This is a genomic window from Ulvibacter sp. MAR_2010_11 (assembly GCF_002813135.1).
Lineage (GTDB): Bacteria > Bacteroidota > Bacteroidia > Flavobacteriales > Flavobacteriaceae > Altibacter.
The window spans coordinates 272,059-286,798 of the sequence record NZ_PHTY01000001.1; the positions used below are offsets into that span (position 1 = coordinate 272,059).

Here is a 14,740-nt window from a genome sequence, read left to right on the forward strand (position 1 = left end):
TTAGAAAAAAAAGGCCTATTTATTTTTACTGAAAAATTTCTTCACCTTCTGAATGAACGTTAATTTTCTTTCATCTTCATGATATCCATTTCCATAGGCTCCATAGCCGTACCCGTAGCCATATCCATAACCGTATCCGTAACCATAGCCGTATTTTGCCTTATCTTCAAAAAAGTTAAGGACAAAGCTTATGTTTTTAACTTCCCCGGTTCTATACTTTTCATTAATAAGCGCGAACATGCCTCTTTTCGTATAGTTTTGGCGCACCATATAAATAGTGGCATCTGCAAATTTGGACAATGCCAATGAATCTGAAACCAAACCGAGAGGCGGAGAATCCAGAATGATATAATCGTATTCCTTTTTTAAGTTTTCTATTAACTCTTCCATTCGCTCACTCATCAATAACTCTGAAGGGTTAGGCGGAATGGGACCCGAAGTGATAATATCTAAATGCTCGACGTGCGATTTTTGCGTGATATTCTCCAGCGTCATATCGTTGATAAGATAATTCACAACACCTTTACTATTGTCTATATTAAAATCACCGAATATTTTTGGTTTCCGAAGATCCAGCCCCACTAATACAGTGCGCTTCTCACTTAAGGCAAATACCGAAGCGATGTTAATAGAACAAAATGTTTTTCCTTCCCCACTTACCGAAGAGGTTATAAGCACTGTTTTGGCGCCTTGAATTCCTTGTTTTCTGTAAATAAACTGCAGGCTGGAACGCAGTGCCCTGAAAGATTCTGCTATTGCCGACTTAGGCTTGTCCAGTACCGCCAGATTATTTTCCAATTTGATTTTACCAATAACACCCAAAATTGGAATCTTTGAAAGGCGTTCAATATCCTTGATGGTGTGGATTTTGGTATCAAAGAAAACGCGCAGGAAGGTCAAAACAAACGGAATTAAAAATCCGAAAAATGCGGCCAATAGATAATTCAGCTGGGTATTGGGTCCAACTTTGGCGTCGCCCGTATCTTTGGCCGAATCGATTACGAGTACATCACTAACATTTGCCGCTTTTACCAACCCTGCTTCGCTTCTTTTGGCCAAAAACAAATTATATGTTCCCTGACTTAAATTATAGCGACGCTCAATTTTAAGTAACTCCTGTTGTTCTTTGGGTAATTTTTTAATTTCATATTCATACTGGGCTATGTCCCTATTTATTCTCGTCTGTTCCTGTTTTTTTAATCCCTTGGACGAACTGATGTTTTCTAAAAGTACAACTTTGACAGCATCAATTTGACGGTCAATATCTGCAAAAACAGGAGCGCCTTCTTTATAGGAATATTGCAGTTTATTTCGTTGCTCTGCTAAGGTAATGATACGGCCTACGCCGGATACAATACTTCCTTCCGATATTCCAGCGACCGAGGGTGCAGGCACCTCACGATAATCTGATCTGCTTATCAAATAATCTTCGAGAATATTATAATAATTAATTTCACGTTCTATGGCTTCCTTTTGCAAATCGAGCCCATTCAGTCTTGTATTAATTTCCTGTCCTTCGCTGTTTAAATCGAATATTGCATTCTTATCCCGAAAACGGTTTAATTCGTCTTCAACACTGGATAATTCTGCCGATTTCTCAGTTAAGCTACTATCAATAAAAGCTATGGTTTTAGTGGCGAACAGATTCTTTCGTTCCAACATGTCCTCGCTAAGTACACCAACTGAAGTATTCAAGTAATCGACCAACCTCCTTTTGTTAACTCCGGTTAATCGAAGTCGCAGTACCGATGACCCATCCGATTCAGGCTGAACACTTATGGAAAGATACCTTTTTACGACCCCGTTATAATTGGAAAAACTCAAATAATAAGGTTTGTTAATTCTAACGGGAACTTCCGGATTGGGGACAAACGTGGCATTGAAAAAGGGGAGCGTAATTCGTTCACCTATTTTATACTCTTTCTTAAAATTTTGCGCTTCAAGAAATAAATAACTCATTTCTTTGGTGCTATAATTTTGAAGGGCTTTTTGTCCTGCTTCAAATTGCCGACTCAGTGTAAATGTTACCGAATCTTTAAAAACTACTATTAGTTGTTTGTTGATAATCTGTGGCAGTGTTGTATCTACTTCTACAATAAACGGAGTTTGCATATAAGCATCTTCCTGCTGGTACTTACCATCCTTAAAATAGTTGAGATAATACTGCAGGCGCTCCACAACTTTTTCGTTATGGGTTCTCGATTTTAATGTGATTACTGCAGTATTTACCTTATCTGTAGTTCCTCCCCAATTAAAGGTAAGACTTGTATTGGTAGTAAAAAAGGGATTCTGATCGTCCTTAATGGAAATCATATTTTCCATCTGATAGATGGGCAATTTTCGTACGTTGATATAATATGCAATCCCAAAAGCAATTAGCAAAGACACAAGAAATAAGGGCCAATAACTTAATACCTTTATAAGAAACCCTTTAAAGTCAAAGGTGGAGTGTACTTCATTTATATCAAATTCCTGACTCATTATAATCGTATAAAAAGTAAAATAGTGGTTGTTAATGCAGTAATAACTGTTAAGATCGTGGTAAACGATTGCAGCCCGGTTGTTCCTGTCCCCAGTGCTTTTTGCGGTAACGGATTTATTAAGATTAAATCATTAGGTTGTATATAATAGTAAGGTGAGTTTGTAGCATTAATGGTAGTTAAGTCTATATGATGTACCTTCTGTCCTGCTGGATATTGCCGTATTATAACAACATTTTTTCGATCCCCTGTAATAGTAATATCGCCACTATTGGCAATAGCTTCCATGATACTCACCTGGTCTCTGTAAATAATACGAGACCCCGGCCCGCCGATTTCACCATTTATTGTATATCGAATACCAGCAAGTTTCACGGTAATAAATATATTGGCTTCTGCCTTAAAATAATCACGCAATAACCGTTCTTCAATATCTTTTCGAACTTCTTCAACTGTCAATCCCAAAACGGGAATTTCCCCTAAACTCGGCACTCTAATATTTCCATGTGGGTCTACTACAAAGCCATCATAATACAATCTTTCTTCTCCTGTGGCATTTGGGTTTGCATCATTTATCGGATTAAATATCCCTACTGTTTCCTGGTCCAAAGCTTTTACCCGAATGCTTAATAGGTCGTTTACCTGCAATCGATACGGTTCTTGTTTTTTTCGAATTGAAACCAAACTATCCGTCTGTGAAGCATCTTCTTGTAGGTAGGTTAATTGTTTGGTGGAAACACAGGAAGAAAAACAAACTGCAATAAGTAGAAATAGAAACAGTAAGGTAGATCTCATAGAAGGCAGGGTTGTATGTGAACAAATATAACGCAACCAAATTAATAATAAAACATATTTCACTTTAAGTGGGTAAAAACTACTTATTTTGCAAAAAATTGAATAGTGAACTATCTGTCTGTTGAAAATGTTTCGAAATCGTATGGCGAAAGGGTCTTGTTTACCGGGATTTCCTTCGGAATAAATGCCGGGCAAAAAATCGGGTTTATCGCTAAAAACGGTACAGGAAAAACATCTCTTTTAAATATCCTCTCCGGGGAAGACGCCCCGGATGAAGGCGAAGTGGTCTATCGTAAAAATCTGAAGGTTTCATTTTTATCCCAGGACCCCAAGTTAAACGCATCACTTACAGTCGAAGAAGCGATTTTCGATTCGGACAATCCCATCCTGAAAATTATTGCCAATTACGAAAAAGCAGTGCAAAATCCCGAAAACGCTGAAGCTTTTCAGGCTGCCTTCGAAAAAATGGATGCCCATCATGCCTGGGATTTCGAAACGCGCTACAAGCAAATCCTCTTTAAGTTGAAGCTGGACGATCTTTCTCAAAAGGTTGCCAACATGAGCGGCGGACAAAAAAAGAGACTCGCCCTTGCGAATGCATTACTCAATCAACCCGATTTGCTTATTATGGATGAGCCTACCAACCATCTGGACCTGGAAATGATCGAATGGCTCGAAAATCTTTTCGCAAAAGAAAACATGACCCTTTTTATGGTAACGCACGATCGTTATTTTTTGGAGCGGGTTTGTAATGAAATAGTCGAACTGGACGAAGGAAATTTATACAGCTATAAGGGAAATTACAGCTACTATCTGGAAAAGCGTGACGCCCGAATTGAAAATCAGCTTACCGAAACCGAAAAGGCAAAACAACTCTATAAAAAGGAATTAGACTGGATGCGCCGCCAACCCAAGGCAAGAACTACCAAAAGTAAGTCAAGAATAGACGATTTTCACGAAATAAAATCGCGCGCACATCAGCGTCGCAACGACCATGAAGTGCAATTGGAATTGAACATGGAACGTTTGGGCACCAAGGTAGTCGAACTCCATAACGTATCTAAGGCTTATGACGGGAAAGAACTCTTTCAAAAATTCGATTACCACTTTCTTCGAGGGGAAAGGATAGGAATTATAGGCAAAAACGGCACGGGAAAATCTACTTTTTTAAATATAATCACCGGCGCTATCAAACCCGATTCGGGGAAAGTGGTGATTGGAGATACCGTGAAATTTGGCTATTACACCCAAAAAGGAATTTCGATCAAGGAAGGACAAAAAGTAATAGATGTGGTCCGGGAATTCGGGGATTATATTCCGTTGAAAAAAGGCCGACAAATTTCGGCACAGCAGCTGCTGGAACGCTTTCTTTTTGACCGTAAAAAACAATACGATTTTGTAGAAAAACTAAGTGGTGGGGAACGCAAACGCTTGTATTTATGCACCGTGCTAATTAAAAACCCCAACTTTCTTATTCTCGATGAGCCAACCAACGACCTCGATATTGTCACTTTAAATGTGCTCGAAAGTTTTTTACTGGACTTTCCCGGTTGTTTAATAGTGGTTTCTCACGACCGCTATTTTATGGATAAGATCGTGGATCATTTGTTTGTGTTTCGGGGAGAAGGAGAAGTACAGGATTTTCCGGGGAATTACTCCGATTTCAGAGTGTACGAAGACAGTGCTGTTGCCGAAAAAAGAGCAGAATCCGGTTCAGAAACAAAGCAGAAAAGCAACTGGAAAGAAGATTCCAATAAGGCGAAATTAAGTTATAGCGAACAAAAGGAATTTCAGAAGCTTGAAAAGGAAATTGCCAAGCTGGAAACTGAAAGAGAACTGCTTCAAAACAAATTTGCCACCGAAAAATGGAGCGGTGATGAAATTGACAAGCAATCCAGAAATTTGCAAGACATTATCGATGCCGTAGAAACAAAAACTGAGCGATGGTTTGAACTATCGGCGAAGTTGGAGGAGTAGAATCGTGAAGAGTGAACGGTGAACAGTGAGCTGTTAGTAATGATAAAAAACCTTCTGCTCTCCTTTTCAAGGGGACTTGTCCGAAGGACTGAGGGGTAAAGGACCACCCTGTCCCTCCTTTTTAAGGATGGGGAAATAAATTAAGATGCATCAACTAAAATCGTATATCAAATTTTTGGCAAGATCCACCAATCAACACGGGGTCCACTCACCTTTTGTCTACAACCTGGTCACCAAATGCTTTTACGATTCCACTGTTTACCCGGAATATAAAATCTTGAAAAACTTCAGAAAACAACTGCTCAAATCCTCTGAAACCATTGAAGTAACCGACTTTGGAGCAGGTTCCCGCGTTTTTAAATCGAATACAAGAAAGGTGTCACATATTGCCAAACATGCGGGAATTTCAGTAAAAAGACAGCAACTGCTGTTTAGGCTGGTTCGTTATTTTAAAGCTGAAAAATGTTTGGAGTTAGGAACATCACTAGGGTTAGCCACGGCGGCAATGGCTTTGGGAAATCCTTCAGTCAAGGTGCAAACCGTAGAAGGTTGCCCCAATACCGGCAAAACGGTAAAACGCTTTTTTGACGACTTTTCAATGAATAACATTGAAATGCACACTGTTACTTTCGATACTTTTTTTACTGAAATCCATTCAGAAAAGTATGATCTTATTTTTATAGACGGAAATCACGACAAGGCAAAAACACTTGAGTATTTTGAAAACTTACTGAAATTTGTCGCGAACAATTCGGTTTTGGTTTTTGATGATATTTATTGGAGCGCCGCTATGACCGAAGCCTGGCAGGAAATTATACAACATCCCAAAGTGACCGTGAGTATTGATACTTTTTATTGGGGCATTGTATTCTTCAGAAAGGAACAAAGAAAAGAACATTTTACAATTCGTTTGTAACAACAGCACACCCGCTGCGTCTTATGGTAAAAATAGTATCTTGCAAAAGATTTAAAACCGACCCCATCCCACTATGAGTTTAGTCATTAAAATTAGAAATATCACCAGAGACTTTCCACTAGGGCAAGAAGTTGTTAAAGTTTTAAAAGGAATTGATCTGGATATTGAAAAAGGAGAATACGTTGCCTTAATGGGACCTTCGGGATCGGGAAAATCTACACTTATGAATTTATTGGGCTGCCTGGACACTCCAACTTCCGGCACCTACGAATTGAGTGGTCATGATGTGAGCGACATGAGTGACGATCAGCTTGCAGAAATAAGGAACAAAGAGATTGGTTTTGTATTTCAAACCTTTAATTTGCTTCCCAGAACTACCGCTTTGGAGAATGTTGCCTTACCAATGGTCTATGCGGGTGCATCTAAAAGCGTTCGTACGCAACGCGCCGAAGAGGTTTTAAAAGACGTAGGACTGGCTGACCGTATGGACCACAAACCCAATCAGTTATCGGGTGGACAACGCCAACGTGTGGCTGTTGGGAGAGCTTTGGTAAACAAGCCTTCCATTATTCTTGCCGATGAACCTACAGGAAACCTCGACTCGATCACCTCTTTGGAAATTATGAATTTGTTTGATGAAATTCACAGGGCCGGAAACACTGTTATTATTGTAACCCACGAAGAAGAAGTTGCGCAACACGCTCACCGTGTGATTAGATTGAGAGATGGCATGGTTGAAACTGATACCAGAAAGAAGTGAGCAGTGAGCGGTGAGCGGTGATGTGTAAGAAGTGAAGGAAATATATTAAGGGTCATTGCTATAGAACTTATTAATCTTCCTACTTTATGCATTTATCGTTGCGAGCTTTGTGGTTAAAAAAAGACTAAACTTTTAAGTATTATTTTCTTTGATTGTTTTTTGGGATTTGATGCGTATCAAGTATCTTCGGACTATGGAAATTAGTCTATCCAATCCAGTTGTACTAATTGTCGGCGGAATAATATTACTCGCTGCTCTATACTTTTGGAACAAACACAATTCGAGCACGCTACGTAAACGCAGAACGCGAAGTTTCAGAAGTAATTATTACGAAAAGAAGAAAAATCCAGAAGATGAAAATCTACACTAAAACCGGAGACAAAGGCACTACTGCCCTTTTTGGTGGGACACGGGTTCCAAAGCACCACATTCGCATTGAAAGCTATGGAACGGTAGACGAACTTAATTCGCATTTGGGTCTTATTCGCGATCAAGAAATTGACGGACATTACAAAGAAACGCTAATGCATATCCAAGATCGTCTTTTTACACTTGGTGCCATTTTAGCTACCGATCCGGAAAAGGCAGTACTTAAAAGCGGGAAAGAACGATTAAACATTCCAAAAATTTCAGAAGCCAATATCACCTTCCTCGAAACCGAAATGGACACCATGAATGCATCTTTACCTCCAATGACACACTTTGTCTTGCCCGGAGGCCACCCAACCGTGTCATATTGTCACATTGCACGCTGTGTATGCCGTCGTGCCGAGCGTTTGGCAAGCCATTTACACGAAGTAGCACCTATAAACGAGTATGTTTTGATGTATTTAAACCGACTTTCGGACTACCTGTTTGTGCTGGCACGGAAATTGTCCTACGACTTACACGCTGAAGAGATTAAATGGGTTCCAGAAAAACTCAAATAATTTTAGAAAACATGTTTTTTTAAACTATTGATTTTCAGCATTTTATATACGTTCTTGAAAATATAGCATAAATAATTACGATTTTTCTTGACTTTTTAATCTAAAAAATTATTTTTGCACAAAATTAAAACCCTAAGTGCTATGTACTGGACACTAGAATTAGCATCCTATTTAAGTGATGCCCCTTGGCCGGCAACAAAAGACGAACTAATTGATTATGCAATTAGAACCGGAGCCCCGCTGGAAGTAGTTGAAAATCTACAAGCCATTGAAGATGAAGGAGATTCTTACGATTCGATCGAAGAAATTTGGCCCGATTATCCAACAGATGAAGATTATCTGTGGAATGAAGATGAATACTAAACAATAAAGAATACTAATTAAAAGTCTCCATGCGAGGCTTTTTTTTTGCTTGAAATACAAGCCATTTAAATACAAGAACTTCTTGTTAAAGTGGTTTTTTTGAAGTTTTTTTGTAACACTCAAAACCCGGTGTTGCACCTTGTTATTCGAGCAATATTTACAATATAAAATCATGGGATTATTAGATAGTGTATTAAAAGTTTTTGTAGGTGACAAATCCAAAAAAGATATAGGTGATATCCAACCGTTTGTTAATGAAATAAAAAAATACGAAGCTGCTTTCGAAAAATTGAGTCTGGATGAACTACGTTCCAAGACCGACGCCTTTAAAGCAAAAATAAAGCAAGATCAGAAAGACATTCAATCTCAAATTGATGCGCTTGAAGCGGAGGCCGAAACCATGGAGGATATCGATCTGAAAGAAGATATTTACAACAGGATTGATGCCTTACAGAAAGATCGCTACGAAGTTGAAAAGAAAACGCTCGATGAAATTCTTCCCGAAGCCTTTGCCGTTGTAAAAGAAACAGCAAAACGATTTAAAAATAACGAAACCCTCGAAGTCACCGCCTCTCCTTTCGACCGTGAAATTTCGGGCGCTAAAGACTATGTAACGCTCGAAGGCGAAAAAGCCATCTGGAAAAATTCATGGGATGCCGCCGGAAAAGAAATTACATGGGACATGGTGCACTACGATGTTCAGCTTATTGGCGGAGTTGCGTTACATCAAGGGAAAGCAGCCGAGATGCATACCGGGGAAGGAAAAACTTTGGTGGCAACGCTGCCTGTTTATCTTAACGCCCTTGCCGGTAACGGAGTACATTTGGTTACCGTAAACGATTACCTCGCGAAACGAGACAGCGCATGGATGGCACCTATCTTCGAATTTCATGGTATGAGTGTGGAATGTATCGACAATCATCGCCCCAATTCGGAAGAACGAAGAAAAGCATACAATGCCGATATTACCTACGGAACCAACAACGAATTTGGCTTCGATTACCTGCGTGATAATATGGCGCATGCTCCTTTAGATCTTGTACAACGCCCACACCACTACGCCATTGTGGATGAGGTGGATAGTGTTTTAATCGATGATGCACGTACTCCCTTGATTATTTCCGGACCTGTTCCTGAAGGGGATCGCCACGAATTTAACGAACTAAAGCCCAAAATTGAAAGCATTGTAGAAGTACAGCGAAAATATCTCACCGGAGTACTGGCCGAAGCCAAACGCTTAATTAAAGAGGGTGACACCAAAGAAGGTGGTTTCCAATTACTGCGTGTATACCGCGGGTTACCCAAAAATAAGGCTCTTATCAAGTTTTTATCTGAAGAAGGTGTAAAACAAATCCTTCAGAAGACCGAAAACCATTATATGCAAGACAACAATCGCGAGATGCCGAAGGTAGATGCCGAGCTGTATTTTGTAATTGAAGAGAAAAACAATCAGATTGAATTGACCGACAAAGGAGTTGAATTCCTTTCAGGAAAAGAAGATCCCGAATTCTTCGTGATGCCCGAAATTGGTATAGAAATAGCCAAAATTGACGCCGAAGATCTTACTCCTGCCGAAGCTGCCGAAAAAAAGGAAGAACTCTTCCGTGAATTTGGCGTAAAAAGTGAACGTATACATACGTTAAGTCAGTTGTTAAAAGCGTACAGCTTGTTCGAAAAAGACACCCAATATGTGGTGATGGAAAACAAAGTCCTTATTGTAGACGAACAAACCGGTCGTATCATGGACGGACGTCGTTACAGTGACGGTTTGCATCAAGCTATAGAAGCCAAGGAAAATGTAAAGATTGAAGCAGTTACCCAGACTTTTGCCACAATTACACTTCAGAATTACTTTAGAATGTACAAAAAGCTGTCCGGAATGACAGGTACGGCTGTTACCGAAGCCGGTGAGCTTTGGGAAATCTATAAATTGGATGTGGTTGAAATTCCAACCAACCGTCCTATTGCGCGTGACGACAGACAGGATAAAATTTACAAGACAAAACGTGAAAAATACAATGCGGTAATCGATGAGGTTACCGAACTCTCGCAAGCGGGAAGACCGGTGCTAATTGGTACTACTTCGGTAGAAATTTCAGAATTATTAAGTAGGATGTTGAGTATTCGAAATATTTCGCATAATGTCTTGAACGCCAAAATGCATAAAAAAGAAGCGGATATTGTAGCCGAGGCCGGAAATAGCGGGATGGTCACCATTGCCACCAACATGGCAGGTCGTGGTACCGATATCAAGTTAAGCGAAGCAGTAAAAAAAGCAGGTGGTTTGGCCATTGTAGGTACAGAACGCCATGATTCCCGACGTGTAGACAGACAGTTGCGTGGTCGTTCGGGACGTCAAGGGGATCCCGGAAGTTCTCAATTTTATGTATCGCTGGAAGATAATTTAATGCGTCTCTTCGGAAGTGAGCGTATCGCCAAAATGATGGACCGTATGGGCTTGAAAGAAGGCGAAGTGATTCAGCATTCCATGATCTCAAAATCGATCGAGCGGGCACAGAAAAAAGTTGAAGAAAACAACTTTGGTATTAGAAAGAGATTGCTGGAATATGACGATGTGATGAACGCACAGCGTGAAGTAGTCTACAAGCGTCGGTACCATGCTCTATTTGGAGAACGCCTTCGGGTTGATATCGCAAATATGATTTACGATACTTCGGAAGTGATTGCCGAAAGCAATAAACTGGCACAGGATTACAAGAATTTCGAATTCGAATTAATTCGCTTCTTTTCTATGAGTTCTCCTGTTTCCGAAGCAGAATTTGAAAAGATGGACGTTCAGGAAATTGCCGGAAAAGTATATAAGGCGGCCTATCGTCATTATCAGGATAAAATGGTTCGCAGTGCCGAAACAGCCTTCCCAATCATTAAGAATGTATACGAAACTCAAAAAGACAAGTACAAGCGAATTTTAGTACCGTTTACAGACGGAATTAAAACGCTGAATGTCGCAACCGATCTTGAAAAAGCCTACAACACCGAAGGAAAGCAACTGGTTCAGGATTTTGAAAAGAACATCACCCTTGCCATTATCGACGACTCCTGGAAAACGCATTTGCGTAAGATGGACGAATTAAAGCAATCGGTACAGCTGGCAGTTCACGAACAAAAAGACCCTTTATTGATCTACAAATTTGAAGCTTTTGAATTATTTAAGGCGATGATCGAAAAGGTGAATAAGGATGTGATTTCCTTCTTGTTTAAAGGTGAATTACCACAGGAAAATCAGCAGCAAATTCAAGAAGCCCGCAGTGTAAAACCGAAGGAGAAATTGAACGAGCAGAAAGACGAGATTCCTAATATGGATGAGCGTGCTGCCCAATCGAGAGCCGCCGGAAATACACAGCGACAGCAAATAACCGAAACCATAGTACGCGACCGACCTAAAATTGGGCGTAATGACAAGGTTACTATAAAGCACGTGATGAGCGGTGAAAACAAAACCTTAAAGTTTAAACAAGCCATTCCGTTATTGGATAAAGGCGAGTGGGTTTTGGTAGATGAATAGACCTTTTAACCTAAAATTAGAACCCCGGAGTACTATTATTTCGGGGTTTTTTCTTTTTAATCCCTGCTACAAGTTCGCGAAAAGCCACTTAAAACCGTAACTTTGTTAGGAGATAGCGTGTAGCATTTAAAATCAAAATTTGCTACTTTTATAGAAAAAGTGATGTATCCCCTTCGTTTTTTTTGGATAGTACTTCTTGTTTGTGCCACTGCTTCGGCACAGAAGAATAGTGATTTCGATGAAATGCTGATCGATGCTACCCATATGCTTTATTCACAACCGCAACAAACGCAAAAGATAGTAGAGCATGTTATTCAGAATTCTGAAGATCCTTCCGAAATTATAAAAGCATTTCTTCTGCAGGGCAGGGTCTTTTATGTAAGTGGCGAATACGAACAAGCCGTAAATGCAACACTTGAAGCAAAAAAAAGAGCTGAAGCTACCCAAAATAAAGAGATGCAGGTGGAAGTGAATGCCTTTGGTATTCACATGCTCAATCTGTTAGGGCTTGATGTTGCTGCCGAAAAATACTATGAATTTACCGAGGCGGTTTTAACGGAGGAAGAAATAGGCAGATATAACTTTTATTTAGACGGCGGCAAGTCATTGCTTCTTGCCAATAAAAATATCGAGCAGGAAAATTATGATGATGCCCTCAATCATCTTAAAGAAGCAAAATCTTTCTTCGAAAAAATTCCGAAGCCAACCTTAGTAAATCAAACACAAATTTTACAATCTGAGTTGTATCTAAAAGCAATGCCTCTGGACGCTGCCTTTGCACAATTAAATTTGGTGCTTAACAACGCTGATGAAGCCTATCCAAACGATTTTCAAAAGATGGTTGTACTCAATCAATTGGGAGAAGTATACTTTTTAAGAAAAGAATATCCTATTGCAATTACTACACTGAAGGAAGCGATGGCAATTTCTGAAAGTATATCGAATAAAGTGTATCAATATGAAATTGTAGAAAAGCTTGCCGTTAATTATTTGGCTCTGGAAGATTCAGAAAATTTCTATGCGTATAAAAAAATCGGTAACGAGCTTGCCAATACTGTTGAGATAGATGAAGAAAATGCAGTCAATTCGGTTTTTAATTATACCAACGAAAATCATACGTCAAAACGTGACCAGGTTAGTTATACCTACAAACGAAATTCAGCGTTATTAGGAGGTGTGTTGGCGCTCATACTTTTGGCTTGGCTGGGGCTGAAAATACGATATAAATCGCGTACCCGACAATATCAGGATTTTATCAAATACTTCGAAAAGCGTCAAAAAGCAGAAATAAATGACAGTGAGTCAAACAGTCACCTTCCAAAAAAAGAAGTTTCGAAAAGTTTAAACATTCCAAAGGAAACCGAAGAAATCCTTATTCAGAAGTTAGACAAATTCGAAAACTCGGTGCATTTTACAAAACAGGACATGTCTCTTGCGCAGCTGGCTTCTCAGTTTGACACCAATACAAAATACCTTTCAGAAATTATTAATACCCATAAGGATAAGAATTTTAACAGCTACATCAACGAGTTGCGCATTAACTATATCATCGATAAATTAAAAAGCAATCGCAAATATCTTCAGTATAAGATTAGTTATTTGGCAGAAGAAAGCGGATTCTCTTCGCACAGTAGTTTTGCAACGGTTTTTAAATCGGTTACCGGCATACCTCCTACAGTATTTATCGACATTCTGAAGTCACAAAAGCATAGTTCCAAACAAGTTAAACCTTACGAGCATGCGGAGTAAATACTTTCTTCTCTACATCCTGATTGCAGTGCTATTCGCAGGGCAGTCTGTCTTTGCCCAAAAAAATGGAGATAGTATATTAACTCAAGCAAACAACTTGATTTATGAAGATCCTGATGCAGCCATAGAAAAAGCGCTGCTAATTGTTGATAACGATACTACTGCTGTAAAACTAAAGGTGAGAGGCCTACTTATAATCTCCACAGCCTATACTTCGAAGAGAGACAATGAAAAATCTCTGGAATATGTACTTCAAGCAGAAAAATTTATTCCCTTAATTGAAAGTGAAACTCAAAAAATGACCGTTCTCAATAGAATAGGCGCGCAATACAACGATCTGAAAATTTATGACAAGGCAATAGATTATCTGGATGAGTCGCTCGCTTTAATCCAGAAATATCCTCAACAAGATTCTATTCAGAATCTGCTGGGATATAATTCCATACTTAGAGGATTTATTTACAGGGAACAGATGAGTTGTGATGTGGCGTTAAAATATTTCGACAAGGCTATTGAAGCCTATCTCAATACGGTTCGAAACCCTATTATGAATGGAAATGTGAGCATTTGTTACTATAATAAGGGAAATTGTTTACTCACACTGAATAAAATTGAAGCAGCAGAATCAAGTTTTCTAAAATCTGTAGAATATGCCGAACGTATTAATGCCCTCAGCTTGATTGCCTTTGGTCAAAAAGGACTGGCAGAAGTGAAAACACGGGAAGGTAAATATGAGGCATCCAATACAATTATTCAAAATGCATTGTCAATTTCGGAAAACGTGGGAGATCTTGTCCTCTATAGAGGATTGTACTACGGACTTTCGAATAATTATTTGGCACTGGGGGATTGGGAAAATTATAATCTTTACAGAACTAAATTTTTAGACCTTCAACGAGAAACGAAACTTTCAGAAAGAAAATCTATTAACCAATCACTTCTCAATTTAGCAGAAGGAAGAGCGAACGAAATTGAACGGCTACACGCTAAAAATATGCCGCTGCAAATTGTCTTAATTTGCAGTATACTTCTATCAATATTTTTGTTGATTCGCGACGTGATTCGCTCCGAAAAAAAACTGAAATCCCTCGAAAAAGAGTTAAAAAATTAGGGTAACTACGAACATCTCTTCCTTTTTTCAAATTCTACAAATTTTATTTTTACCAGTTGATTTTCAATTAGTTAGTCTTTTTTTATCCTTTCAAAATTCGTGAAATCGAAAAGGTATTCTCTTTTTTATACGGT

The 14,740-nt window shown here is 39.2% G+C and carries 10 protein-coding genes; 8 read left to right on the forward strand and 2 right to left on the reverse strand.

Annotation, left to right across the window (positions count from 1 at the left end; translation table 11 throughout):
• Positions 1-15: 15 nt before the first annotated feature.
• The gene (locus ATE92_RS01335) at positions 16-2,481 is read right to left on the reverse strand and encodes a tyrosine-protein kinase (protein WP_100801992.1); all 2,466 of its coding nucleotides are present in this window, start codon (positions 2,479-2,481) and stop codon (positions 16-18) included.
• The gene (locus ATE92_RS01340) at positions 2,481-3,275 is read right to left on the reverse strand and encodes a polysaccharide biosynthesis/export family protein (protein ID WP_100801993.1); all 795 of its coding nucleotides are present in this window, start codon (positions 3,273-3,275) and stop codon (positions 2,481-2,483) included. The genes ATE92_RS01335 and ATE92_RS01340 overlap by 1 nt, the downstream gene beginning before the upstream one ends.
• Positions 3,276-3,380: 105 nt before the next feature.
• Here ATE92_RS01340 and ATE92_RS01345 point away from each other — a divergent pair, with 105 nt between their 5' ends.
• The 8 genes from ATE92_RS01345 to ATE92_RS01385 all read left to right on the forward strand — a co-directional run bounded on the left by ATE92_RS01345 (position 3,381) and on the right by ATE92_RS01385 (position 14,606).
• A complete protein-coding gene (locus ATE92_RS01345; protein WP_100801994.1) occupies positions 3,381-5,252 on the forward strand; it encodes an ABC-F family ATP-binding cassette domain-containing protein in 1,872 nt (623 codons plus the stop codon).
• A 145-nt stretch (positions 5,253-5,397) separates the two neighbouring features.
• The gene (locus ATE92_RS01350; RefSeq protein WP_100801995.1) at positions 5,398-6,168 is read left to right on the forward strand and encodes an O-methyltransferase; all 771 of its coding nucleotides are present in this window, start codon (positions 5,398-5,400) and stop codon (positions 6,166-6,168) included.
• A gap of 73 nt (positions 6,169-6,241) precedes the next feature.
• Positions 6,242-6,928, forward strand: a complete 687-nt coding sequence (locus ATE92_RS01355; RefSeq protein WP_100801996.1) for an ABC transporter ATP-binding protein — start codon at positions 6,242-6,244, stop codon at positions 6,926-6,928.
• Positions 6,929-7,281: 353 nt separating this feature from the next.
• Entirely contained in the window at positions 7,282-7,857 is a 576-nt protein-coding gene (locus tag ATE92_RS01365) for a cob(I)yrinic acid a,c-diamide adenosyltransferase (RefSeq protein ID WP_100801998.1), read from the forward strand.
• A 141-nt stretch (positions 7,858-7,998) separates the two neighbouring features.
• Positions 7,999-8,220 carry a DUF2795 domain-containing protein gene (locus ATE92_RS01370; protein WP_008272287.1) on the forward strand — a complete coding sequence of 74 codons (222 nt, stop codon included), beginning with the start codon at positions 7,999-8,001 and terminating at the stop codon, positions 8,218-8,220.
• A 172-nt stretch (positions 8,221-8,392) separates the two neighbouring features.
• Positions 8,393-11,746 carry a preprotein translocase subunit SecA gene (gene secA, locus ATE92_RS01375; protein WP_100801999.1) on the forward strand — a complete coding sequence of 1,118 codons (3,354 nt, stop codon included), beginning with the start codon at positions 8,393-8,395 and terminating at the stop codon, positions 11,744-11,746.
• Positions 11,747-11,908: 162 nt separating this feature from the next.
• Positions 11,909-13,495 carry a helix-turn-helix domain-containing protein gene (locus ATE92_RS01380; protein ID WP_100802000.1) on the forward strand — a complete coding sequence of 529 codons (1,587 nt, stop codon included), beginning with the start codon at positions 11,909-11,911 and terminating at the stop codon, positions 13,493-13,495.
• Positions 13,485-14,606 carry a tetratricopeptide repeat protein gene (locus ATE92_RS01385; protein ID WP_100802001.1) on the forward strand — a complete coding sequence of 374 codons (1,122 nt, stop codon included), beginning with the start codon at positions 13,485-13,487 and terminating at the stop codon, positions 14,604-14,606. Before ATE92_RS01380 ends, ATE92_RS01385 begins: the two co-directional genes overlap by 11 nt.
• Positions 14,607-14,740 lie beyond the last annotated feature (134 nt).